Source organism: Streptomyces sp. NPDC048590, from assembly GCF_043199535.1.
Lineage (GTDB): Bacteria > Actinomycetota > Actinomycetes > Streptomycetales > Streptomycetaceae > Streptomyces.
This window is the reverse complement of record NZ_JBICWC010000002.1, coordinates 725424-749308: the sequence shown is the minus strand read 5'-3', so window position 1 is coordinate 749308 and position 23885 is coordinate 725424. Positions and strand designations below refer to the sequence as shown.

Here is a 23885-nt window from a genome sequence, read left to right as displayed (position 1 = left end):
TGCCAAACCCCTTACGGGTCACCCCGGCCTGTGCGACAGTCGTGTTCGGTCCACCCCCACGAACCGGCCGAACCGCCTGTATCGGAGTTCCAGATGCCGTCCCATCTGTTTGCGGACCGCCCCGCCCCACAGCCGCCCGAGCGCGATGCCGTCGAGGCACTGATCAACCGGACCCGGCTGCTGCGGGGCGACGTGGACGCGGTGCGTCGCGACACCACCGTGGTCGACGACGACGATCCTCAGCTGCGGTGGCAGCGAGCCCTGTGCGAACTCGCCGTCCACCAGCTCGACGACCTCGGCGAACACCTGGGCCAGCTACGGGACGGCATATCGGACCCGGCCGACGCGGGACACGCCTCGGAGGCCGCACCGCGGACCGCGCCCGAACCCTCCACAAACTCACTCGTCGGCAAGGTCGGCAGCGGGGAGTGGAACCTGCTCACCGACGAGGTCAGCTGGTCCGACGAGCTGTACCAGATCTTCGGCAGGGAGCCGGGTACGGGCGCGCTGTCACTGGACCAACTCCCTTCGCTGCTCCTGGCGGAGGACCAGCCGCTGCTCACATCGATGGTGACCGACTGCCTGGTGGACGGCCGGCCGATGGACGGCGAGTTCCGGATTCTGCTGCCCGACGGTTCCATCCGGACCCTGCACATGATGGGCGAACCGGTTCTCGACAGCGACGGCTGCACCGCCTCCATGTGGGCGGTGCTGCGGGACGTGAGCAGACTCCGCCGCAGCCAGCACGTGGTGGGCAGAACCCGGAACGCACTCCGCAGCCGCGAGGAGAGGGCCCGAGCCGAGCACCGGGTGGCGGTGGAGTTCCAGGAGGCCGTTCTGCCCCCGTGGCGCGGCTCGCTGCCCGCCCCCGGCCGGGGCGCGAACCGGCTCGACGTCGCCGCCCACTACCAGCCCTCGGGATCGAGCGACCTGATCGGCGGCGACTGGTACGACGCGCTGCCACTCCCGGACGGGGGGACCCTGCTCACCGTCGGCGACATGACTGGTCACGGAGTCCCCGCCACTTCGGCGATGGCGATGCTGCTCGGCGCTCTGCGGGGCATGGCGGTGGCCGGCATCGCCCCCGGGGCGGTGATGGGGCACCTCAACCAGTTGATCGAGTGTTCGGCGCAGCCCGCGCTGGGCAGCGCCGTGTGCTGCCATTTCGACCCGGCGACGAACACGCTGGCCTGGGCTCAGGCCGGCCACCCCGCCCCGCTGCTGTTCCGCGACGGTATGGGGAGGCCGCTGCCCGCACCGGACGGAGTGCTGCTCGGCGCGGCATCCGGTGTCTCCTACGAGCAGGACCAGGTGAACCTGCTCCCCGGCGACGTACTCCTCCTGCACACGGACGGCCTGACACGACGGAACGACCGGAGCGCCTGCCTCGACACCCTGATCGGGCTGGCACCTCGATTCGCGCAGGCTCGCACGGCACAGGACTGCGTACGGATCGTGGTGGAGGAACTCGGATCGACGGAACGACTCGATGACGCGTGTGTGCTGGTGGCCCGCGTCGGCGTCTGAAGGACGCCCCCGGCGCTTCACCGCCTCGTCCCGCTACCCGTGACGGGGCATCCGGCCGGGCAGCCTGACGCGTCCGGCCCTCGCTCCCGCGGAAGCCGCTCCGGGCTCAGGCCTGTGCGCCCTTCGTCTTCTTGTCGTTCGGACGCGGCGGCAGCGCGAGCTCGATCTCCTCGCGGAGATCCTCGATCCTGGCGTACCCCGCGAACTGACCGGTGAGCCGGTACATCTCGCGCAGCCGGTCCCAGGTGCGGTGCGACGAGGTCTCCCCCATCGAGACCAGCGCCAGTCGCGCGTAGCGGTCCGCCTGCTCCGGGTCGTCGGCGATGAAGCACGCCGAGGCGAGAGAGATGTAGTCGAAGATCTTCGATCGCTGGCGTCCGTTGACGCGCAGGTCGAGTGCCTGCTTGGCGTGGCGCTGAGCCGTGCCGGCGGCGCTGGGGTCGTGCTCGGCCAGCGTACGGAAGGCCAGGGCCTGCATCCCGTGCATGTCCGCCTCGTCGAACATCTGCATCCAGCTCGGCGGTGGTACATCACCCTTGTCGGAGACGAAGAGTTCCTCCGCCTCTCCCAGGGTGCGGCGCATGGCCTGCCCACGGCCCATCGACGCCTGGGCCCATGCCTCGATGGTGTGCAGCATCGCCCGTGTACGCGGGAGGGTCTCCTCCCCGGAACCGGACTTGGCGAGCTTCATCAGGTCCAGGGCGTCGTCCGGCCGGCCCAGGTGGACCATCTGACGGGCGGCCCGGGAGAGCGCCTCGCCGGCCCGCGGACGATCGCCTCCTTCGCGCGCCGCGTGCGCCGCGATGACGAAGTACTTCTGCGCGGTGGGCTCCAGACCGACGTCGTGGGACATCCAGCCGGCGAGTACCGCGAGATTCGCCGCCACACCCCACAGGCGCCGCTGAAGGTGCTCGGGGTGGTGATAGGCGAGCATTCCGCCCACTTCGTTGAGCTGGCCCACGACGGCCTTGCGCTGCAGTCCCCCGCCTCTCGAGGCGTCCCACGCGCGGAACACCTCGACCGAGCGCTCGAGCGCCTCGATCTCCTCCGAGCCCACGGGTGCGGCCTCGTAGAGGTCGTAGCCCGCGTTGTCGGCGTGCATGGGGTCGTTGAGGCGCGAGGCCCGGGCCGCCGGGGCGGGCTCCGAGTGCAGCCAGTCGTACATGGCGCCGGTGAGGGCTGAGCCGGCGGCGAGCGCCGCGCCCGCACCCACCAAGCCGCGTCGGTTGAGCATGAGGTCCATTCCCGTGAATTCGGTGAGGACCGCTGCCGTCCGTTCGGGCGCCCACGGCAGTCCGTCCGGATTCTCATCCGTCCCGGCCTTTCGCCGCTTCCCCACACGCCCGCGTCGGCCGAACCCGAGGTCCTCGATGGTCACGACACGGCCGAGTCGCTCGGTGAACAGAGCTGCCAGCACTTCGGGCACGGGATCGCGGGGGGACTCCCCCATGTCGATCCAGCGTCTCACCCGCGAGGTGTCGGTGGCCAGTTGGAGGTGGCCCATGGCCGCCGCCTGCCTGTTCACCATTCTCGCGAGTTCGCCCTTGGACCATCCGGTCATGCCGAACAGGTCGGAGAGGCGGGTGTTGGGTTCTCCGGTCACGTCAAGCCCCCAGGTTCTCGGCTGACTTGACCCTAGCCCCCTGGCGGATGCCCGGCGAATATTCGCCACGGTTCGCCAGGGGGCGCCAGATGTTGTGCCACCGGGCATCCGGTGTCAGGTAGGAATGCGCCACCCCGCCCGGCAGCCCTAGGTACTCCCCAGGGTGCCGAACGGCCGCCGGCCGGGGCGGCGCACGCAACTTGTCGGCGCACGAAGGGATCTGTCTCGCCCATGTACACAGCATCGTCCTCCGTGTCCGCCCCGCCCCGGCCGCTCCGACCCTCGGGGGCGGGCGGCGGACCGTATCTGGACCCCCGCGCCGCTTCTTCGGCGCCCGGCGCGGCCCGTCCCCGGCGGATGGCGGGCCCGGCCTCCCAACCGCTCAGCGGCAGACTGGACTTGTCGGGCGCCCAAGGGGCGCAGCTACGCATGGCCATCGCCTCGGTCCACCGGATCTGCCCGGAGTTCAACCCGGTTCAGGTGCTGCGCCGCAGCGGGCGCTCGGTGCTCATCGTCGGCACCACTGGTCGCGCGACCGCGGTGGCGAAGTGTTTACTCGATCACTCCCCCTCCTGGACGGAGCGGTTCCGGCACGAGATAGCTGCATACCGGACCTTCGTCAGGCACCGCCCGCCGGTCCGTGTCCCGCGTCTCATCGCAGCGGACCCGGAGAACTGCACCCTGGTGATCGAGCGGATGCCCGGCAGGGTCGCGGCGCTGACGAGGCATCCGGCTGAAGCTCCGCCCAGGGCTGACCTGCGTGCCGTTCTCGGCGCGATCAGCCGGGTCAACGCCTGGCGACCGCCGGCCGGTCTGTTCGACGCGCCGCTGGACTACGCCTCCCGAATCGCCCGTTACCACGAGCTCGGGCTGTTCACCGATCGCGATCTGGGCGACCTGCAGAAGCTGCTGCACGGTCTCGCACACGCGGGCGGGCGGTACGGCATGGGCCAGTTCTGCCACGGCGACGCCCTGCTCTCCAACATCCTCCTGCCGCCCACGGGGCCCGTCCTGGTCGACTGGGAACACGCCGGCTGGTATCTCCCGGGTTACGACCTGGCGACGCTCTGGTCCGTGCTCGGGGACGCACCCGCCGCGCGACGCCAGATCAGCCAGCTGGCACAGGCAGCCGGCGCCGCGGCGCGGGACGCCTTCCTCATCAACCTCATGATCGTGCTCACCCGCGAGATCCGTACCTACGAGACGGCGGTCCAGCGGGCCATGCGTGAAGGCTCACCCGCCGTCGGCGGACAGACACGGCCAGGCATGCTCACCTCCGGCGAGGAGCAGCGTCTTCTGCTGCGCAGGCTGCACGACGACTGCGCGATGGCCCGACGTGCTGTCCGTGCCGCGGTGGGCACCCGCTGACCACGCCGGGTCGCGCCGGCCTGACGGACGGGGGAAGCGCGCTGCGGGACCGGTGCCGACACACGGGTCCCGCAGCGCGTGTTCACGGTCTCAGCAGACGCTCATGACCCGGCGGGCACCACATCGACGTCGGACGTCTTCACGAAGCCGATCCGGTGGCCGATCTGAACCGTCACGTATTTCTGGCTTCCGCGGAAGTACGTGTGGTCGTACGGCTTGGAAGCGTCGATCGTCGGGGCGTAGTAGTAGCCGGTGGGTGCCTCGCCACCACCGGGGAACGCCTGCCCTGCCTTGATGGTGTAGACGAGGGGTGTGCCCACGGTCGGCTTCACGAAGTCCGCCGGGTACTCCCCCTTCTCCGGGTAGGCGACACCGTAGACCGGTACTTCCGTCCTGCCCGCCTTCGGCCGGACGACACGCCCGGATGTCGGGGTCGTCACGCGGCTCCCTGCCGGGGTGCGGAACCACGCCTTGTCCCCGTACCACCAGATGGCCGTCCAGCCGGGCGCCCGGTCGGCGATGACGGCCTGCTGGCTGGCACTGATCTTGCTGCCCCAGTCCGCGGCGCAGTTGGTGCCCGGCGCGCCGTCCGGGTGCAGGCCCGGGTCCGAGAAGAGTGGCGCGTCCTCGGACGGTCCGGTGTGCAGCGGAACCGCGCTGCTGCCCTGCACGGGCAGATCGACGCCCTTCTCGCAGTCGCGGAACGCCTGCTGGTTCTTGGTGAAGTCAGGGCTGACGGTGACGAGTTCACTGGTCCGGTGGGCGCTCGGCACGCTGGGCCTGCCGAGGAGCGCCATGAAGCGGTTCCAGTCCCAGTACGGACCCGGGTCCCAGTGCATGTTCTTGGTACCGGCAGCGCTGGTGGGGGGTACCCCGTCGTGTCCGAGGATGTGCTGCCGGTCGAGCGGGATGTCGTACTTCGCCGCGAGGTGCCGGACGAGGCGTGCGGTCGAGCGGTACATCTCGGGGGTGTACCACTTGGCGCCCTCAGCGGCGAAACCTTCCTGCTCGATGCCGATGGAGTGCGTGTTGAGGTACCAGTTGCCCGCCTGCCACGCGACGTCCTTGTTCTTGACCATCTGCGTGACGTGGCCGTCCGAGGAGCGCACCACGTAGTGGGCGGAGGCCTGGTGGGTGGGGTTCTGGAAGATCTTCAGGGTGGTGTCGTAGTCGACCTCGGTGTCGTGCAGGACGATGAACTTGACGGAGTTGCTGCCGGGACGGTCGGCCGTGTCGTAGTTCCCGTAGCTCTCCTTGTCCTCCGGATCCCCCGTCTGCTGGTAGGCGGCCGGGACCCAGTCGCAGGACAGGCCGCGGGGGCAGTCCGGTCGTACGGTGTCCGCGCCGGCCACCGCCGGGGAGAGGAGGCCCACGCTCAGGGCTCCTGCCGTGGTGAGAGCGAGCGCGAGTCTGATCCTCTGCTTCGACGTCATGACAACCCTTCGTGGGGCATGGGTGGGGGAGCTGTACCCGGTGGTACTCCCCGTCTTCATCGGTCGGCGCACACTCTGTTGCGGCAGGTACGGGTGCGTCAAGAGTGCAGTGTGCAACTACACCTGAACTTGTGTGACTATTCCGCCCCGCGCGTGCCCCGGATGGCCGAGGGGTAGTGCTGGCGCCGACAGCACCGGTCCGTACGGACCGCGCGGAGTATTCGGAAAGGCCGGACGCACATGGCACAGCCCTTCTCCCTGCCGGACTTCTACGTGCCGTACCCGGCACGCCTCAACCCTCATGTGGAGGAAGCCCGTACACACACCCGGGAATGGGCCCGCGGGATGGGGATGCTGGAGGGTTCCGGCGTCTGGGAGGAGAAGGACCTCGAGTCCCACGACTACGCGCTGCTCTGCGCCTACACCCACCCCGACTGCTCGGCCGACGCGCTGTCCCTGGTGACCGACTGGTACGTGTGGGTCTTCTTCTTCGACGACCACTTCCTCGAACTGTTCAAGCGCACCCCGGACCGCGAGGGGGCCAAGCGTTACCTGGACCGGCTGCCGGCGTTCATGCCGATGGACCGGGGCGCATCCACTCCGGAGCCGGTCAATCCGGTGGAGGCCGGGCTGGCGGATCTCTGGGCCAGGACTGTTCCGAGCATGTCCGACGCCTGGCGGGCCCGGTTCGCGGAGGCGACCGAGAATCTGCTCGACGAGTCGCTCTGGGAGCTCGCGAACATCAACGAGGGGCGTATCGCCAACCCCGTCGAGTACATCGAGATGCGCCGCAAGGTCGGTGGAGCGCCGTGGTCGGCCGGCCTGGTGGAGTACGCGGCCAACGCGGAGGTTCCCGCCAGGGTCGCGGGCTCCCGTGCCCTGCGGGTGCTCAAGGACGCGTTCTCCGACGCCGTGCACCTGCGCAACGATCTCTTCTCCTACCAGCGCGAGGTGGAGGAGGAAGGAGAGAACAGCAACGGGGTCCTGGTCCTGGAGCGGTTCCTGGACTGTCCGACTCAGGAGGCGGCGGAGGCGGTCAACGACCTGCTGACGTCACGCCTCCAGCAGTTCGAGAACACCGCCCTGACCGAGCTCGGCCCGTTGTGCGCGGAAGAGGGGCTGACCGGTGACGAGACGCTCGCCGTCCTCGCCTATGTGAAGGGTCTCCAGGACTGGCAGTCGGGCGGCCACGAGTGGCACATGCGTTCCAGTCGCTACATGAACGGCGGCGGGGCGGGGGACGGCGTCCCGGGGTTCGGCATGGCCGCCGCGTCCCTGCGGTTCACTCCGCGTTCGGAGTCGTTCCGGGCCCGCAGCCATGGTCATGTCCCGTTCCGGCACGTCGGTCCCTCGCTCCTGCCGGAGTTCGACCTGCCCTTCGGCACGACGCTGAGCCCGCACCTGGACGGCGCCCGGGTACGGATCGTCGAGTGGTCCCACCGGATGGGACTGCTGGAGGCCCAGCCAGGGGTGCCCGGCTCCCACATCTGGGACGAGGAACGCCTCCTCGCGACGGATCTGCCGCTGTGCGCGGCCGGTCTGCATCCCGACGCCACCCCGGACGAGCTCGATCTGTCGTCGGGGTGGCTGACCTGGGGCACGTACGGCGACGACTGGTTCCCCGTGGTGCACGGCCGGACCCGAGACCTCGCGGGGGCACGGCTGGCGAACGAGCGGCTGTCGTTGTTCATGCCGCTGGACGACTCCTCCGCACCCGAGCCGGTCAACGCCCTGGAGCGGGGGCTGGCGGACCTCTGGCAGCGGACGGCCGGTCCGATGGACGAGGCGGGCCGGAGGACCTTCCGGGCGGCGGTGGAGTCGATGACGGCGAGCTGGCTCTGGGAGCTGGCGAACCAGGCGCAGAACCGGATCCCCGACCCGGTGGACTACGTGGAGATGCGCCGGGCGACATTCGGTTCGGACCTCACGATGAGCCTGTGCCGCCTGGGCCACGGCAGGAAGGTGCCCGAAGAGGTCTACCGGAGCGGCCCGATGCGGTCGCTGGAGAACGCGGCGGCGGACTACGCCTGCCTGCTCAACGACCTCTTCTCGTACCAGAAGGAGATCGAGTACGAGGGGGAGGTCCACAACGGTGTCCTCGTCGTGCAGAACTTCTTCGGGGTGGACTATCCGACGGGCGTCGCCCTCGTGCACGACCTGATGAACTCACGGCTTCGGCAGTTCCTGCACGTCGCCGAGCAGGAGCTGCCTGTGCTGTACGACGACTTCGGTCTGGACGCGGAAGCACGCGAGATCCTGGCCGGCTACGTCCAGGAACTCGAGCACTGGATCGCGGGCATCCTCATCTGGCACCGGGACTGCCGGCGCTACCGCGAGGAGGACCTGCGGCGGGGCACCTCGACCCCGTGGCACCTCGGTGGCCCCACGGGGTTCGGGACGTCCGCCGCGCGGATGGCCGGATTGCTGACGACGCAGGGACGTTTCAGCCCTGCTGGAACAGCTCCGCGGGAAGTGGCTTGAGCAGGGCGTAGAGATCATCGGTGATCGGCCGGTCCCAGCTGGCGATGGTGACGAGCACACCGTCGCTCCGGTCGAACTGGACGCAGGAGATCCGGCTCTCGGAGAGCTTGATGCGGTGCACGATCAGCAGGCTGTCGCCCTGCATGACGGGCACGTCCTCGGTGCCGGTGACCTCGACCGGCTCGTCGTTCTCGAGCGCGAGGAGCAGCTGGGCCACCTCGAAGGGGACCTGGCCCTCCTCGGTCTCGCGGGCCGGTGAACCCTCCGGCAGGTTGCCGATGATCATCGCGGGCCCGCGTCCGCCGAACAGGTCGTAGCGCAGGAACACGCCCTGGCAGCTCCCGTCGGGAGCGGGGAGCAGACCGGCGCCGAGGTTGCCGGGCCAGTCCCCCGGGTCCATGGCCAGGACGTCGAAGTCCGGGCCCGCGGGTGTGGCGGCGCTACGGCGGCGGAGGAAGGACATGGGGGCCATGTTACGTGTCCCGGCTCACCTTGCGGAGCCGGGCACTGCTACGCGGACTCCTCGGCCAGCGCCTCGAGCACCTGGACCGCCTGTGTCGCGCGCCCGTACGGGACGAAGAGGTGATCGTGGTGGAATCCGGCGACCACGTTGCAGCTGATCCCCGCGTCCGTGAGCGCCAGGGACACCGCGGCGGTCAGTCCCACCGCGTCGAGCGCCGAGTGCACCCTGAGGGTGATCCAGGCGGCGACGAAGTGGTGGTCGAGCCCGGATTCCCGGGCCTGCGCCTCGGGGACGACGAGCGTGAGCCCTTCGCTCTCGGCGACGGTGACCACGGGGGTGACTCCGGCCGGCACCTCCCCGCCCGGCAGCGTGGTGAAGACGTAGCGGCCGGACCGCAGCTCCGGTCGCAGTCCGTGCAGCAGTGTCCGCAGATCGCGCTCGCCCGTCATGGGAGCAGGTTACGTCGACCGCGGTCCGCCCGCGCCCGGCCCCTCGGCACCCTGGCGGATGCCACCCGGACCGTGCGCGTAAGCCATTCAGGCACGCCATGTATCCATACGCTCACCATGCGTGGCACCGGTGGTTGATCGCCCATAGCTTCGGCTCATGAGAAGAAAGCACATGAAATGCCTGGCGGGCATCACGCTCGCCACGGCGACCTCACTCAGCCTCGCCGCCGCCCCCTCGTCCGCGTCGGGACACGGCGAGCTCGTGGTGCACCCCGGTGAGTCGATCCAGCGCGCTGTGAACGCGGCGAAGCCGGGCGACACCGTCGTCGTGCTGGCGGGTACGTACCGCGAGAGCGTCCTGATCACGAAGCCCGGCCTGACCCTGCGCGGGACCGGCGAGCGTACGGTCATCGCCCCGCCCAAGGCCAAGACCGCCGCGCCGGCCAAGTCGAGCAAGCCCGGAAAGACCAAGGGCGCCGAGGCGGCCAGGGGCCCGCGCGCGGCCAACGCCTGCGCCACCGGCGGCAACGGCATCTGCGTCATCGGGACGAAGGGCCGTACCGTCGACGACGTCAGGATCCGCGCGCTGACCGTGTCGGGTTTCAGCAAGAGCGGTGTCTGGGCCTCCTGGACCGACGGTCTCTCCGTCCGCGGGGTCACCGCCCGCAAGAACGGCACCTGGGGCATCGCGCAGGAGCGCTCCACCCGCGGTGACTTCCGCTTCAACAAGGCGACCGCGAACGGCGACGCCGGCATCTTCGTCGCCAACTCGGTCACCGAGGAAGGCGGCGCCACCGACACCGGCGGGACTCTGGTCGTGGACAACTCCGTGACCAAGAACCGCATCGGTGTCACCGCGCGCCGAGTGCGCAACATGGTGATCGACGGAAATCTGCTGACCGGCAACTGCAGCGGCGTCTTCGTCGTCGGTGACGAGTCGAAGCCCGCCGCCGGAAAGATGACGATCAGTGACAACCGGATCGTCAAGAACAACAAGTTCTGTCCGGCGACTCCGCGTCTGTCCGCCATCCAGGGTTCAGGCATCGTCCTGACCGGCAGCGAGGCCACCACGGTCCGCTCCAACGTCATCGAGGACAACATCGGCTCGACGCCGCTGTCCGGCGGGATCCTGCTCTTCAAGAGCTTCGTGGGCGCGCTGAACACCGACAACACCATCCGCGACAACCGCGTGCAGGGAAACAAGCCGGCCGACCTCGCCAACCGCGACACCTCGGGAACCGGCAACACCTTCACCAGCAACACGTGCGGGACGTCCGTCCCGGCCGGCCTGTGCGCCCGATGACGGCGCACCTCCGCACAAGGAGAAACGAGACGGTATGACCACCGTGAGTCCCACCCCCGAGACGACTCCCGTCACGGCCCCCCTCACAGCACCGCAGCAGACCGCGGGCCAGTCCCCTCCGCCGTCCATGCGTCTGCGGGAGCTCGCCTTCGGAGCGGCCTGCGCCGCCGCCGTACGCGCGGCCGCCCGGCTGGGCGTCGCCGACGCGCTGGGCGAGACACCGGCTTCGGCCGCGGAACTCGCCCTCTCCGTCGACGCCGAGCCCGCGCCCCTGCGACGCCTCATGCGGGCGCTGTGCTGCTACGGCATCTTCAGCGAGACACCCGACGGGAAGTTCACCCACTCGGAGATGTCCCGGCTGCTGCGGGAGGACGACCCCCACAGCCTGCGCTACATCGCCCTGTGGTGCACGGAGCCCTGGACCTGGGAGGTCTGGCCGCGGCTCGACGACGCGGTCCGCTCCGGCACGAGCGTCTTCCCCGAGACGTTCGGCAAGGGCTTCTTCGACTACCTCCACCAGGACGCGGGCGAGTCGGCCCAGATCTTCAACCGCGCCATGACCACCTCCAGCGTGCAGTCGGCGCAGGATGTGGCCGACCTCCTGGACCTCACCGGGGTGTCCTCGGTCGTCGACATCGGCGGCGGTCAGGGACACGTCCTCGCCAGCCTGCTCGAGAAGCACCCCTCGGTCCGGGGCACGCTCCTCGACCTACCGGGTGTCGTCGCGCGCGCCGACGCGCGGCTGCGCGACGGCGGGTCCCTCGCTGACCGGGTACGGATCGTGCCCGGCGACTGCCGTGAGGACATCCCGGTCGAGGCCGATCTGTACATCATCAAGAACATCCTCGAATGGGACGACGAGAGCACGCGCCGCACGCTGCGCAACGTCGTGTCCGCCGCGCGCTCCGGGGCCCGGGTGGTGATCATCGAGAACCTGGTCGACGACACCCCGTCGATGCGGTTCACCACCGCCATGGACCTGCTGCTCCTGCTGAACGTCGGAGGTGCGAAGCACACCAGGGAGAGCCTGGTGAGCCGGATGTCCGAGGCCGGCCTCCGGGTCGGCCAGATCCACCCGGTGAACGCGTACCTGCACGCCTTCGAGTGCCTCGTGCCGTAACGGCCCGAAAGGAGATCGCCCCGGGCCCGGCACTCAGGTGCCGGCCCCGGGGCGATCGTCCGTGTTCAGGCGGAGCCCTGACGCTCCCACCGGTAGAACTGCTGAGCCATCGCGTCCTTCGGCCCGCGCCACGTCTGCGGGTCGTACGGGCTGACGTAGGCGGTGAGCCGGTCGCTGACGGCCTTGAACTCGGGGTGCTCCGTCACCTTGGCGATCTCCGGGCCCGGGGGCCGGTCGGACTCGATCAGGTGCAGGTACACGTCGCCGAACTGGTACAGGGTGCGCCTGTTGACCCCCACGAGGTGGGGAAGCTCGGTGTTGTCCGACTCCGCGAAGAGCTTCGCGATGTCCGGCGCGGATCCGGGCGCCATCCGGGCGACGATCAGTGCGTGGTGCATCTGGCTGCCTTTCGGGGCATCAGTTGGCGGGGACGGAGGCGGAGCGGCGCTCCCGGTCGCGCTGCTCGATCTTGTCCCGGATGAGCTCCATCTGGACGCGGGAGTTGCGGTTGATGTTGTCGGTCATCCACGCGTCGTCGACCGGGGCGTCGGGACGCATCGCGAAGTCCTGGCGCCAGTGCATGCGCGTGCCGCCGGGGACCTCGGAGTACTCCCACCGGATGTCCATGTGCTGGAACGGGCCGGGCTCGACGCGGCGGGCCCGGACGGTGAGGCCCTGACGGTCCGTGGTGCGCTCGGAGACCCAGCTCCAGACCTTGCCGTTCTCGTCCGGGTGCATGGTGAGCCGGAAGGTCGTCTTCTGGCCCTCGCGCGCCATGACCTCGACGGCCGCGTACTCGCTGAACAGCTGCGGCCAGTTCTCCAGGTCGTTCGTCATGTCCCAGACGAGGTCCAGGGGGGCCGCGATGGTGATCTCGTTCTCGGTGTGTCCGGACACGTCAGACTCCTGTCACTGGGGTGTTGTTCACGAGGTCGAGGAACTCGCCGGGCGTCCTGCACCGGTCGGCGTCCGCGGGCAGCGGACGGCCGTAACGGTTCTCCAGCGCGGCGACGATCCCGAGCAGGCCGAGCGAGTCCAGGCCGTACTCGTCGAAGGCCGAACCGGGACGGCTCGCCATCTCCGACGGGTCGACGGTCAGGCCGGCGCCGTTCTTCATGAGCACGGCCAGCTCTTCGTACGTCAGTCGGTCGTTCATGGGTGACTCCTCCTTCTCACACGGTGGTTTCGGTGGGACGCCGCAGCACCAGGGCGGCGTTGGACCCCATGAGTCCTCGGCTCAGCACCAGCGCCGTCCGCATGTCGGCGGAGCGCGCACGACCGGTGACCAGGTCCAGGTCGTGGCACACCTCGAAGACGTTGGGCGTCGGGGGGACCAGCCCGTGCTCCATGGCGAGTACCGCGGCGGAGGTGTCGAGGACGGGTGCTCCGCAGTAGGCGCGGCCGGTCCCGGTCTTGGGCGCGGTGACGGGGACACGCCGTCCGTGGGCGCCCAGGGCGTCCGCGATGGCAAGCGCTTCGGCCCGGTCCGCGGCGGGCACTCCCATCGCGTCCGCGAAGACGACGTCGATCTCCTCGGGTGCGCAGCCGGCCTCGCGGAGCGCCCCTTCGATCGCCCGGGCCAGTCCGGCCCTGGACTCCTCCCACCGGGAGGCACCGGTGAAGGTCGCGCAGTGACCGGCCAGTTCGGCCCGGACCCGGGCACCACGTGCGCGGGCCGACGTCTCCTCCTCGACCACCAGCATGGCTCCGCCCTCGGCCGGCACGAATCCGCAGGCGTCCGCGGTGAACGGCCGGTAGGCGCGGGTGGGTTCCTCGCAGAGGCTGAGGTCGTCGTAGCCGAGCTGGCAGACGACCGAGTACGGCGCGAGCGGTGCCTCGGCGGCGCCCACGACGACGGCGTCGGTGCCCCGCCCGATGGACCTCGCGGCGTGCATGATCGCGTCCAGTCCGCCCGCCTCGTCGCTCGCGACCACGGCGCACGGGCCCTTGAAGCCGCCCCGGATGGAGATCTGGCCGGTGCTCGCCGCGTAGAACCAGGCGATGGACTGGTAGGGGCCGACGAATCGCGAGCCCTCCCCCCACAGCCGTTGCAGCTCACGCTGGCCGAACTCGCCGCCGCCCGAGCCCGCCGCGGTGACCACGCCGACCTTGAACGGTTCGCTCTCGTAGTCGGCGCGCCCCATGCGTGCGTCGTCGAGGGCGAGGTCGGCGGCGGCCATCGCGTAGTGGGTGAACCGGTCGGTCTGGACGAGGAACCGCTCCTCGATGAACGCGACCGGGTCGAAGTCACGCACCTCCCCCGCCACCTTCAGCGGGAGGTTCTCGCACCCTTCGCGGGACACCCGGTCGAGGACGCTGACGCCCTCCTGGGTCTGCTTCCAGAAGGCGCCGGCGCCGGTGCCGTTGGGTGCGACGACGCCGATCCCCGTGATGACGGAGTTGCGCCTCTCCGGACGTGCGGAGTGGTTCATGGGTTCCTCCCGCCTGATCGGGTCATGGCGACGGCGGACTGGAATCCGCCGAAGCCGCTGCCGACCGAGAGCACACTGCGCAGCTTGAGCGGCCGGGCGGTGCGGGGTACGTAGTCGAGGTCGCACTCGGGGTCAGGGACCTCGTAGTTGGCCGTCGGCGGTACCGTCTGGTTCTTGAGTGCCAGTACGCAGGCGGCGATCTCGATCGCCCCGATGGCTCCGAGCGAGTGGCCGACCATCGACTTGATCGAACTCATCGGCACCTTGTACGCGTGCGAGCCCAGAGCCCGCTTGACCGCCGCTGTCTCATGGCGGTCGTTCTGCTTGGTGCCCGAGCCGTGCGCGTTGACGTAGTCCACCTGCGAACCGTCGAGCCGGGCCTGGGCGAGGGCGCTGTTGATGGCCTCGGCCATCTCCAGCCCTTCGGTGGTGAGCCCGGTCATGTGGTAGGCGTTGCCGAAGGTGGCGTAGCCGGATATCTCGCAGTAGACGGTGGCGCCCCGGGCTCGGGCGTGCTCGAGCTCCTCGAGGATGAGGACCGCTCCGCCCTCCCCCATCACGAACCCGTCGCGGCGTGCGTCGAACGGCCGGGAGGCGTGCTCCGGGTCGTCGTTGTTCGCCGAGGTCGCCTTGATCGCGTCGAAGCAGGCGACGGTGATGGGAGTGATGGGCGTGTCGGACGCCCCGGCGACGCAGATGTCGGCCCTGCCGTCCTCGACGGCGTGGAAGGCGTAGCCGATCGCGTCGAGTCCGGAGGTGCAGCCCGTCGAGACGGTCTGCACCGGACCGTGGGCACCGACCTCCTCCGCGACCGCGGAGGCGAGGGTGCTGGGCGCGAAGGCCCGCTCCAGGTGGGCTCCGGCCGGCCGGTGGTCGACGTCCCAGCGCGAACCGCTGCCGCTGACGGCGACGTAGTCGTGCTCCAGCCGGGTGGTGCCGCCGACCGCGGTCCCGAGGGAGACCCCGATGCGCCAGGGGTCCTCCTTGCCGAGATCGAGGCCGGCGTCACCCAGTGCTTCCCGGGCCGCCACGAGTGCGAACTGGATGTAGCGGTCGGAACGGGCGATGAGATCCGCGTCCAGGCCGTGGGCGACGGGGTCGAAGTCGCACTCGGCGGCGATGCGCGAGCGGAACTCGGCCGGGTCGAACAGCGTGATGCCCCGGGTCGCGGTGCGACCGTTGGACAGCAGGTCCCAGAAAGCCGGGGCCCCGATGCCGCCGGGCGCGACCACGCCCACTCCGGTGACGGCGACGCGCCGGGTCATGAGGCCGCCCCCGTTCGTTCTGGCGGCGCGTAGCCGTCACGGGGGTCCGTGGACTCCGTGACCTCGGTGTCCACGTGTCCGAGCTCAGGGCGCGGGGCGAGCGGACCGAGGTGGAAGACCATGCGGGCCTCGACGTCACCCACGTTGCGGAAGCGGTGACGCACGTGGGGCGGGATGAGCAGGCCCTGGTCGGGCCGCATGGCGAACGTCTCGCCGTCCAGGTCCACCTCGAGGAGACCGTCCACGACGTACACGAATTCCTCCGAGTACGGGTGGTAGTGCTCGCCGATGCGGTCACCGGGTTCGACGAGGGCCAGCCCCATGAAGCCGCTGGTGGCTCCCACCGTCGTGGGTGTGAGCATGGCGCGCAGGTCTCCGCCGCGCCGGCGGTTGGGCTGAGTCTCGCTGAGGTCCACGATGCGAGGCCGGTGGGTGGTCATGGCTGGTCTCCTCCAGGCACTTGTGCGGTGTGACGGCAGGGCGGGGGTGTCCCCGCTGCCGCTGACACGTCAGGAATCGGTGGCCTGACGGTCGGTGATCAGGTCCATCTCCGCCTGCGCGAGGAAGCGCGCGGCCTCCTGGTCGGTGGTCGGCATGCCGTTCGCACCGCCGTCGAGCAGCCGGCCGAGCATGGCCGCCTTGCGGGGGCCACCGATGCCGAGCGCCTGCGTGGGCTGCGCGTCGAGCGGGCCGCTGACTTCGAGGAGCCGGACCACGATGTCGTCGCGCTGGAAGATGGTGCTGCTCTCGATCGGGCTCGCGATGTCGTCCGCGGCCTCCTCGTCCTGGCCGGCGAGCAGCTTGGCCAGAGCCATGCCGCAGCCCTCCTTCGCCTGGTAGAACAGCGCGTGCCGGTCGACGCCGGCGGCGTTGTGACGGCCTGCCTTGACGTGGTGGACCGTCGGGAGCGCCGCACGGGTGAAGAACATCCGAGCGGAGTCCGGGTCGCTCAGGTCCCGGTCCTGCTCCAGGTAGGGATTGATGGCCTCCTCGACTGCCCTGACCTCGGGCTGGCGGGAGACGTGGCGCAGAGCCGCCATCAGATCGCCCTCGACCTCGACCGCTCGTACGACGCGGTTGCCGTGCATGAAGAGCGACGTGCGGCGCAGCCGGGTGTTCTCGTCGACGCGCGCCTGCGGGGAGTCGTAGTCGGCGAGGATCTTCGCGACCATCTCCTCCGTGCCCGGCTTGACCGTGAAGGTGAGCGCGTGGCGCACGACGCCGTCTCCGAGCCGGGGCGTGGACTGGAGGTTGCCCTTGAGCGGCTCGGCGGTGTTCTCAAAGGCCGCGCCGGTCTCCCGCAGGACGCTGAAGCGGAGGGAGCGGGTGTCGCGCACGCAGCTGTGGAGCGGCTGAACCGTGGCGACGTGCTCCTCGCTGTTCACCCAGGCGAGGAACGGCGGGGCGCTCTCCCACTCGCTGGTGATGAGCCACTGCGAGGGGTTCTCGATGGACTGGCACAGCTGGTCGCTGATGTGCCCGGGGATCGAGGCCACCTGGTTGCGCATGTGCTCGTACGCCTCGAGGAACTGGTTCTGGGCGCCGTCGTGCAGGTCCAGCAGCAGTATGACCCGGAGCCTCGAACCGTCGAAGGCGGACTGAGATATACGTTCCGAGAGGGTTGTCATCTTTCGCTCTCCTTCGAGACGGTGCGGCGGCCACGTCCCGTGGCCCCTCGTCATCCGTCGGTATCGGTCGGAAGCGGGTCAGGTCCCTGCCTGCGGCACGTGACGTCCGCCCCCGTGCCGCGGAGCATCGCTCCCGCGACTGATCGTGGAACGCTGGTACGGGCGGCGCGATATTTGTGAACCGTTCAGGTGAGGCGGCGGCAGATGTCCGGCCCAAGACCCTCGTCGAGGGCATGGACACTGCATCCGTCATGCGTCCCAGCTGGAGCAACTGATGAACGAGAACGTCGACCTACGCGTACCGGTCCTCATCGTGGGCGGCTCCCTGGTGGGCCTGTCCACGTCCCTCTTCCTGAGCCGGCTCGGCGTCCGCCACCTGCTGGTGGAGAAGCACGCCGACACCTCGACCCACCCGCGGGGGCGTGGCAACAACGTCCGCACCATGGAGGTGTTCCGGGCGGCGGGTGCGGAGCAACTGATCCGGGACGCCGCGTCGGTGCTGGCGGACAACCACGGGATCCTCCAGGCCGGGTCGCTCACCGGCGACGACCAGGAGTGGCTGTTCAAGGAGATCGACCCGGGTGGCGGGCTCGCCCGGTTCAGCCCGAGCGGCTGGTGCCTGTGCAGCCAGAACGACCTGGAGCCCGTTCTGGTCACCCATGCCCGGGCACAGGGCAGTGAGCTGCGCTTCTCCACCGAGCTGCTCTCCTTCGAGCAGGATGCGGAGGGCGTGACCGCCGTCGTGAAGGACCGGGAGACCGGGAAGCACACCACGGTTCGGGCGGACTACCTCGTCGCGGCCGACGGGCCCCGCAGTCCGGTCCGGGAGCAGCTGGGCATCGGCCAGACAGGTCCCGGTGACCTCTTCCACAACGTGAGCATCACGTTCCGCTCACGGGGCCTCGCCTCGGTGGTGGGCGACAGGCGGTTCATCGTCTGCTACCTGACCGCCCCGGAGGCGGACGGCGCGCTGCTGCCCGTGGACAACGAGGAGCGCTGGGTCTTCCACGCGCCGTGGCAGCCCGACCGGGGCGAGACACTCGAGGACTTCACCGACGAGCGGTGCGCGGATCACATCCGCAGGGCGGTCGGGGCCCCGGACCTGGACGTCGAGATCACCGGCAAGGCTCCGTGGCACGCTGCCGAGAGGGTCGCCGAGCGGTACGGCGTCGGCCGCGTCTTCCTGGCCGGTGATTCGGCCCACGAGATGTCTCCCACGGGGGCGTTCGGTTCGAACACCGGTATCCAGGACGCTCACAACCTCGCCTGGAAGCTCGCCGCCGTCATCGACGAGGTCGCCGGCCCGGGGCTTCTCGGGACGTACGAGGCCGAGCGGCTTCCCGTGGCGCAGGCCACGAGCGCGCGTGCGTCCGCCCGTTCGAGCGAGCACAGTCACCCGGGGTACGCGCCCGCCGGCGGCCCTGGTGGCCCGGGCGGTCCCGGCGGTCCGGGTGGCGGTCGTCAGGGTGGCATGCTCACGGTCGCCCTCGGCTACCGCTACCTGCGTGGCGCCGTACTGGACGTGGACCCGGGCCTCCCCGTGGTCCCGGAGGGCATGGGACTCACGGGCGAGCCCGGCACCAGGGCGCCCCACATGTGGCTCGGCGGGGACGGCGGGCGCGTGTCGACCCTGGACCTGTACGAGAAGTCGTTCGTGCTGCTGACCGATGCCCGTCACCAGGAGTGGCGTTCGGCGGCGCAGCAGGTCGCGAAGCGCCTCGGCATTCCGCTCCAGGCCTTCGGGGTCGGGACGGGCGGCGACGCGGACCTCGTGCCCGAGAACGGGGCCGACTGGGCCGCCGCGCACGGCACGTCCCCGCAGGGCGCCGTGCTCGTACGCCCCGACGGATTCGTGGCGTGGCGTTCCGAGGGCGCGGCGGCCGACCACGAGGCGACGCTGTACGAGGTCATGCTGACGCTCCTGCACCGCGACTGACGGGCTACTGGTCCTGTCCGACGGGGATCCGCCGGACAGGGGATCGGCCGGCGGGCCCCGGACGGGGCCTGTCAGCCGATGCCGAACGACGCGAGGGCGTCGAGAAATGCCTGCGGGTTGTCGGAGTGCACGAGGTGCCCGGCGTCCACGCGGACGTAGCGCCCGCCAGGTATCCGTTCCGCCATCGAGGCGAGCTCTCGCTGGTCGACGTGGCTGCGGGATCCCCCGACGACGAGTGTCGGGGCGGTGATGTCGCCCAGGCATTCCTGGACGGCCGGGTCCGGGTCGTTCAGCTGTGCGTCGACGGACGGGACGACCGGCCAGTCGAAGCCGAGTTCGCCTTCCGGACGTTCGGCGTGGGGGCGTGGCGGGTCGAGCGGGACGAAGGTCGGGGAGTCCTCGATCACCAGGGCACCGATCAGCGCGGGCTGGAGCTCGGCGAGGAGCAGGGCGGCCGCCCCTCCCATGGAGTGTCCGATCACCGTGGCGCCGGCCAGGTTGCGGGCCTCCAGGAACGCGTGCAGGTCGTCGCGGAAGAATTCGAGGCTGTAGCGGCCGGGCCAGTCGCTGAGGCCGTGGCCCCGGAAGTCGAGCGCGTAGACCCGGTGGCGTTCGGCGAGACGTTCGGCGATGTCCGTCCAGTCCCGGCTGCTGCCGCAGCGGCCGTGGGCGAGAACGACGGGCGGCGCGGACGGATCGCCCCAGGTGCGGTGGGCGAGCCGGATCCCTCCCGCCTGCACACTGGTGACGTCCGGGTCGAGGAAGGCCGCGACCGTGCGGAAGAAGGCGCCCGGGTCGTCCATCCAGGGGAAGTGGGCGGCCCCGCGCTGGACGGCGAACTCGCCCCGGGGGAAGAGGGCTACCAGCTCGGCGGCCCGGTCGGGCGTGGGGCCGCCGTCGTACTCCCCCGCGAGGACGAGCACGGGGACGGGCAGTTCGCGCATCGCGGCGACCGTGGCCTCCGCGTCGAGGCCGTTCTCCGGGTAGTAGAACGACGCGGCCTCCGTGTTGCGCTGCGAGGGGGACTGCGCGGCGTGCTCCTGGGCCGCCGCGTCCCAACGGCCGTAGGTGAACGGCCGGATGCCTTCCCACACCTCGGGGGTGACCCGTCCGGCCTGGAGTTCGTCCAGCGCCGCCACCGCCTCGGGGTACCAGGGTTCATGGGCGCGTAGCGAGGCGGCCTCCCGGCGGTCCTGTGCGGTCGCGGGGAGACCCAGGGTGCCGGTGCCCGGCGTGACGAGGGTCAGGGTGCGCAGCCGCCGGGGGTGTGCCGCAGCGTAGAGTGCCGCCAGTTCGGCGGAGGCGGAGTGAGCCAGTACATCCGCCTGTTCGAGGCCGAGATGCGCACGGAGCGCCTCGACGTCGTCCACCTGCCGGTCGATGCGGTACGTGTCCGGATCCCGCGGAACCGCGGAGTCGCCGGTGCCCCGCAGGTCGAGCAGGACGAGTTGCCGCACGCGCGAGAGTCCGCCCAGGTCGCCGAAGTACCGGGAGGCCCGCATCGGCCCTCCGGGCAGGCAGATCAGTGGTTCCCCCTCGCCCACGAGGTGATAGGCGAGCTCGGTCCCGTCGTACGTACTGAAGATCGGCATGGTTGCCATCCAAGCAGGGCCGGGCATGCCCTGCGGACCCGTCCGCCCACAGCGAATCAGGGATCGGCCTCGTTCCGGGAGGCCCGGCACCGTGCGCGGCCCGCGGAGGAGCGGGCCCGGCCCCGCTCCGGATTCCCGGACGGCTCGGCCCGGGTTTTCCACAGCTCGTACCCGGCCCTTGCCAGAACCCCTGACCACCTGAATTACTGCACGCAGAGGACGACCGAATGGTCGGTCGACGGACGGCGAGGGGATGATCCGTATGAACGCGCTGCTGGACTCCGGGGAGCGACTCGACCGCGACGAGCTCGAGGCCCTTCAGCTGGAGCGCCTCAGGGGCACGCTCCGGCACGCCTACGAGAACGTCGGCTTCTACCACTCGGCCTTCGACAAGGCCGGCGTACATCCCGATGACTGCCGTGCACTCGCAGATCTCTCCCGCTTCCCGTTCACCGTCAAGGCCGACCTGCGGGACAACTACCCGTTCGGGATGTTCGCCGTGCCCGAGGACCGGGTGCGGCGCCTTCACGCGTCCAGCGGCACGACCGGCCGCCCCACCGTGGTCGGGTACACCGAGCGGGACCTGGACACTTGGGCCGACGTCGTCGCCCGTTCGATCAGGGCGGCGGGTGGGCGCCCGGGGCACAAGGTCCATGTCGCCTACGGATACGGGCTCTTCACCGGCGGTCTCGGCGCCCACTACGGGGCGGAGCGCCTCGGCTGTACGGTCGTCCCGGCGTCCGGAGGCATGACGGCGCGCCAGGTCCGGCTCATCCAGGACTTCCGGCCCGAAATCATCATGATCACCCCTTCCTACATGCTGACCCTGCTGGACGAGTTCGAACGCCAGGGGGTGGATCCCCGGTCGACATCGTTGAAGGTCGGGATCTTCGGGGCCGAGCCGTGGACCGAGCAGATGCGCCGCGAGATCGAGGAGCGGTTCGCCATCGACGCCGTCGACATCTACGGGCTGTCGGAGGTGATGGGGCCGGGGGTGGCTCAGGAGTGCGCCGAGACCAAGGACGGCCTGCACATCTGGGAGGACCACTTCTATCCCGAAGTCGTCGATCCGTTCACCGGTGAGGTGCTGCCCGAGGGGGAGCGGGGCGAGCTGGTCTTCACCTCACTCACCAAGGAGGCCATGCCGGTGATCCGGTACCGGACTCGTGATCTGACCCGTCTGCTGCCTGGCACCGCGCGCACGTTCAGGCGCATGGAGAAGGTGACGGGCAGGAGCGACGACATGGTCATCCTCCGGGGCGTCAACCTCTTCCCCACCCAGGTCGAGGAGATCGTGCTGCGGACCCCGGGAGTGGCCCCGCACTTCCAGCTGCTCCTGACGCGTCGTGGACGGCTGGACGCCCTGACCATACGGGCGGAGGCGCGGTCCGGCGCGACACCCGGTGAGCGGAAGGCGGCGGAACTGTCCATCGTCGCCGCCGTGAAGGACGGCGTGGGGGTGAGCGTCGAGGCGGAGATCGTGGATCCCGGGACTCTGGAGCGTTCGGTCGGCAAGATCAAGCGGATCGTCGACATGAGAGAGGCGCCCTGAGGCTCCGGCAGGGGGGTGCAGGCGTCAGCGCGTGGCGGTCAGCGCGGCGAAGACCACCACGTTGTCCTCGTAGCCGGCCTTCTTGGTGAAGGCACCACCGCAGGTGATCACGCGCAGCTCCGCCCGGTCCGAGCGGCCGTAGACCTTCTCGTCGGGGAAGTTCTTCTTGTCGTAGACCTCGACGGCGTAGACGGTGAACACCGCGGTTCGCTGATCCGCCCGGACGACCTCGATGGTGGCCCCCTTGCGCACCGCGTCCAACTGCCTGAAGACACCGGGTCCGAGACGGGTGTCGACGTGGCCTGCCACGACGGCGGTACCGGTGGCCCCAGGCACGGTTCCGCCCGCGTACCAGCCGGCGAGTACGGGGTTGTTGTCAGGCGGAGGCTCCAGGGCGCCGTCGGCATCCAGGTCGAGCTCCATCATCGGCGCGTCCACCTTCACCGCCGGGATCCGCAGCCTGAGCGGTGTCGACACGGGGAGCGGCCGCACGGCGGGCAGCGAGGGATGCGAGCTGCGGGCGGGGGCGGGTGCGGCGCCCTTGCCGGCGGGACTGCTGGACGACGGTCCGGTGCGCGGGGCGTGCGGCGGGAGCAGCGGCGCGGGACGGACGGGCGGGACCGGCTGGAGCACGGGCGGCGCGGTGGAGCGCCGTACCAGGGAGGGAGGTTTCGCGCGCCCGTGTGCCGGGGCGAAGTAGTCGACGGCCGGAAGGAGCGGTGCGGGAGCGGCGGGCCGGTCGACGGGGGACGTGGTCGCTTCCCGGGAAGTGGCCGGTGCGGCGGCCGCGCCGGCCACCGGTGGCCGCGGCGGGGTCTCCTCTCGCAGTCCTGCGGCTACCAACGCCGTCCCGGCCACCAGAGCCCAGACGAGGTGTTTCACCGCCGGGAACGACGAGGGCGACGTGGTGCTGGTACTGCGCCCGGTTTCCATCACTGGTACCTCTGCCTCGCATCGGATCGTGAGGTGCTCGCGGGGGCCGTCCGGTGCGGCGGCCGGCCCCCGCGGGTTCGGGACCGGGGTCAGGAACGCGCGGCAGCCGTACGCCGACGCAGCCTGACCACTCCCCCGGCCGCGGCCGCGGCGAGCAGCACGCTGCCGGCGGCGAGCTGGGTTCCCTGGTCGGTGGGGGCTCCGAACCCTGCGTCGACCCCGCCGGAGGGGGCGCGCTCCACGATCTCGTAGGTATCCGTCATCTTGATCCTCGGAGGGCACTTCACCGTCACCGTGTCGGTGCCCGGCTCCGCGCCACGAGGGATTTCGAACACGCCGACGAGCGTGCCCTTGCGCTCCCCTTCGAAGAGGTGGAAGGCCCCTCCCACCTCGGAGGTGCCCTTGCCGTAGGTCTCCTTGCCGCAGGCTCTGGTGCTGACGGTGACCTCCGAGCCAGGTGAGGTCCTGGAGGGACTGATGTGAATGGTCTGTTCACCCGAAGGCTCGGCCGCCGCTTCTGCGGCCGGCGCCGCGAAGGCGAGGCAGCCGACGGCCAGACAGACACCCGCGCCGATGCGTGTGTTGCGCATGTGGATCCTCCAACGGAAGCAGGGGCCGGCCGGTCTGCGCGGCGCCTCTGCTGTGCTCCCGAGAGAACCGACAGACCGTCACCCCCGCAACACGAGGACCTTGGGTCCTCGTCACCCGGGCAGTCGCGGGCCTCCGGCGCGGTCGCGTCGTTTGCGCAGGTCACTCGATGAGTGAGAAGAACTGAGGAACGCTCACACCGAGGGCGGCGA

At 70.4% G+C, this 23885-nt stretch carries 21 protein-coding genes; 7 read left to right on the top strand and 14 right to left on the bottom strand.

What is annotated here, in order from left to right:
* Nucleotides 1-93 precede the first annotated feature (93 nt).
* The gene (locus ACGFNN_RS07615) at nt 94-1527 is read left to right on the top strand and encodes a PP2C family protein-serine/threonine phosphatase (protein ID WP_393553818.1); all 1434 of its coding nucleotides are present in this window, start codon (nt 94-96) and stop codon (nt 1525-1527) included.
* A gap of 106 nt (nt 1528-1633) precedes the next feature.
* On the opposite strand, the gene ACGFNN_RS07610 is transcribed toward ACGFNN_RS07615, so the two are convergent.
* Nucleotides 1634-3130 (bottom strand): hypothetical protein, encoded by a 1497-nt coding sequence (locus tag ACGFNN_RS07610; protein WP_393553816.1) that lies wholly within the window; start codon nt 3128-3130, stop codon nt 1634-1636.
* A gap of 231 nt (nt 3131-3361) precedes the next feature.
* Here ACGFNN_RS07610 and ACGFNN_RS07605 point away from each other — a divergent pair, with 231 nt between their 5' ends.
* Nucleotides 3362-4498, top strand: coding sequence for an aminoglycoside phosphotransferase family protein (locus ACGFNN_RS07605; protein ID WP_362674245.1), 1137 nt, complete (start codon nt 3362-3364; stop codon nt 4496-4498).
* Between the two features lie 101 nt (nt 4499-4599).
* Here the strand turns inward: ACGFNN_RS07605 and ACGFNN_RS07600 are convergent, their stop codons facing one another.
* Nucleotides 4600-5931, bottom strand: coding sequence for an N-acetylmuramoyl-L-alanine amidase (locus tag ACGFNN_RS07600; RefSeq protein WP_393553814.1), 1332 nt, complete (start codon nt 5929-5931; stop codon nt 4600-4602).
* Between the two features lie 240 nt (nt 5932-6171).
* Here ACGFNN_RS07600 and ACGFNN_RS07595 point away from each other — a divergent pair, with 240 nt between their 5' ends.
* Nucleotides 6172-8412 (top strand): germacradienol/geosmin synthase, encoded by a 2241-nt coding sequence (locus tag ACGFNN_RS07595; protein WP_393553812.1) that lies wholly within the window; start codon nt 6172-6174, stop codon nt 8410-8412.
* Here ACGFNN_RS07595 and ACGFNN_RS07590 read toward each other — a convergent pair.
* Nucleotides 8375-8875, bottom strand: coding sequence for a hypothetical protein (locus tag ACGFNN_RS07590; protein ID WP_362548205.1), 501 nt, complete (start codon nt 8873-8875; stop codon nt 8375-8377). The genes ACGFNN_RS07595 and ACGFNN_RS07590 overlap by 38 nt on opposite strands.
* 47 nt (nt 8876-8922) lie before the next feature.
* A complete protein-coding gene (locus tag ACGFNN_RS07585) occupies nt 8923-9324 on the bottom strand; it encodes an ACT domain-containing protein (RefSeq protein ID WP_362548208.1) in 402 nt (133 codons plus the stop codon).
* A gap of 157 nt (nt 9325-9481) precedes the next feature.
* Here ACGFNN_RS07585 and ACGFNN_RS07580 point away from each other — a divergent pair, with 157 nt between their 5' ends.
* Entirely contained in the window at nt 9482-10627 is a 1146-nt protein-coding gene (locus ACGFNN_RS07580; RefSeq protein ID WP_362674232.1) for a right-handed parallel beta-helix repeat-containing protein, read from the top strand.
* A gap of 34 nt (nt 10628-10661) precedes the next feature.
* Nucleotides 10662-11747 (top strand): methyltransferase, encoded by a 1086-nt coding sequence (locus ACGFNN_RS07575; RefSeq protein WP_393553809.1) that lies wholly within the window; start codon nt 10662-10664, stop codon nt 11745-11747.
* A 65-nt stretch (nt 11748-11812) separates the two neighbouring features.
* Here ACGFNN_RS07575 and ACGFNN_RS07570 read toward each other — a convergent pair whose 3' ends face one another.
* The 7 genes from ACGFNN_RS07570 to ACGFNN_RS07540 form a co-directional block, all read right to left on the bottom strand.
* A complete protein-coding gene (locus ACGFNN_RS07570; RefSeq protein WP_362548216.1) occupies nt 11813-12145 on the bottom strand; it encodes a TcmI family type II polyketide cyclase in 333 nt (110 codons plus the stop codon).
* Nucleotides 12146-12164: 19 nt separating this feature from the next.
* Nucleotides 12165-12644: an SRPBCC family protein gene (locus ACGFNN_RS07565; protein ID WP_362548219.1), complete on the bottom strand. Its 480-nt coding sequence runs from the start codon at nt 12642-12644 to the stop codon at nt 12165-12167.
* A 1-nt stretch (nt 12645) separates the two neighbouring features.
* Nucleotides 12646-12903 (bottom strand): acyl carrier protein, encoded by a 258-nt coding sequence (locus ACGFNN_RS07560; RefSeq protein ID WP_362548222.1) that lies wholly within the window; start codon nt 12901-12903, stop codon nt 12646-12648.
* A gap of 16 nt (nt 12904-12919) precedes the next feature.
* Nucleotides 12920-14179, bottom strand: a complete 1260-nt coding sequence (locus ACGFNN_RS07555) for a beta-ketoacyl synthase N-terminal-like domain-containing protein (RefSeq protein ID WP_393553807.1) — start codon at nt 14177-14179, stop codon at nt 12920-12922.
* Nucleotides 14176-15444, bottom strand: coding sequence for a beta-ketoacyl-[acyl-carrier-protein] synthase family protein (locus ACGFNN_RS07550; RefSeq protein WP_362673837.1), 1269 nt, complete (start codon nt 15442-15444; stop codon nt 14176-14178). Before ACGFNN_RS07550 ends, ACGFNN_RS07555 begins: the two co-directional genes overlap by 4 nt.
* Nucleotides 15441-15884, bottom strand: a complete 444-nt coding sequence (locus ACGFNN_RS07545) for a cupin domain-containing protein (protein ID WP_362548231.1) — start codon at nt 15882-15884, stop codon at nt 15441-15443. The genes ACGFNN_RS07550 and ACGFNN_RS07545 overlap by 4 nt, the downstream gene beginning before the upstream one ends.
* A gap of 69 nt (nt 15885-15953) precedes the next feature.
* The gene (locus ACGFNN_RS07540; RefSeq protein WP_393553805.1) at nt 15954-17072 is read right to left on the bottom strand and encodes a TcmI family type II polyketide cyclase; all 1119 of its coding nucleotides are present in this window, start codon (nt 17070-17072) and stop codon (nt 15954-15956) included.
* 274 nt (nt 17073-17346) lie between these two features.
* Between ACGFNN_RS07540 and ACGFNN_RS07535 the strand changes: the two genes are divergently transcribed.
* Nucleotides 17347-19008 (top strand): FAD-dependent oxidoreductase, encoded by a 1662-nt coding sequence (locus ACGFNN_RS07535; RefSeq protein WP_393553803.1) that lies wholly within the window; start codon nt 17347-17349, stop codon nt 19006-19008.
* 71 nt (nt 19009-19079) lie between these two features.
* Here ACGFNN_RS07535 and ACGFNN_RS07530 read toward each other — a convergent pair whose 3' ends face one another.
* Nucleotides 19080-20600 (bottom strand): alpha/beta fold hydrolase, encoded by a 1521-nt coding sequence (locus ACGFNN_RS07530; protein WP_393553802.1) that lies wholly within the window; start codon nt 20598-20600, stop codon nt 19080-19082.
* Between the two features lie 262 nt (nt 20601-20862).
* On the opposite strand from ACGFNN_RS07530, the gene paaK reads away from it, so the two are divergent.
* Nucleotides 20863-22152 carry a phenylacetate--CoA ligase PaaK gene (gene paaK / locus ACGFNN_RS07525; protein ID WP_393554035.1) on the top strand — a complete coding sequence of 430 codons (1290 nt, stop codon included), beginning with the start codon at nt 20863-20865 and terminating at the stop codon, nt 22150-22152.
* 24 nt (nt 22153-22176) lie between these two features.
* Here the strand turns inward: paaK and ACGFNN_RS07520 are convergent, their stop codons facing one another.
* Nucleotides 22177-23085: a class F sortase gene (locus tag ACGFNN_RS07520; protein WP_393553800.1), complete on the bottom strand. Its 909-nt coding sequence runs from the start codon at nt 23083-23085 to the stop codon at nt 22177-22179.
* An 89-nt stretch (nt 23086-23174) separates the two neighbouring features.
* Entirely contained in the window at nt 23175-23675 is a 501-nt protein-coding gene (locus tag ACGFNN_RS07515) for a sortase (protein ID WP_393553799.1), read from the bottom strand.
* Nucleotides 23676-23885: the final 210 nt, after the last annotated feature.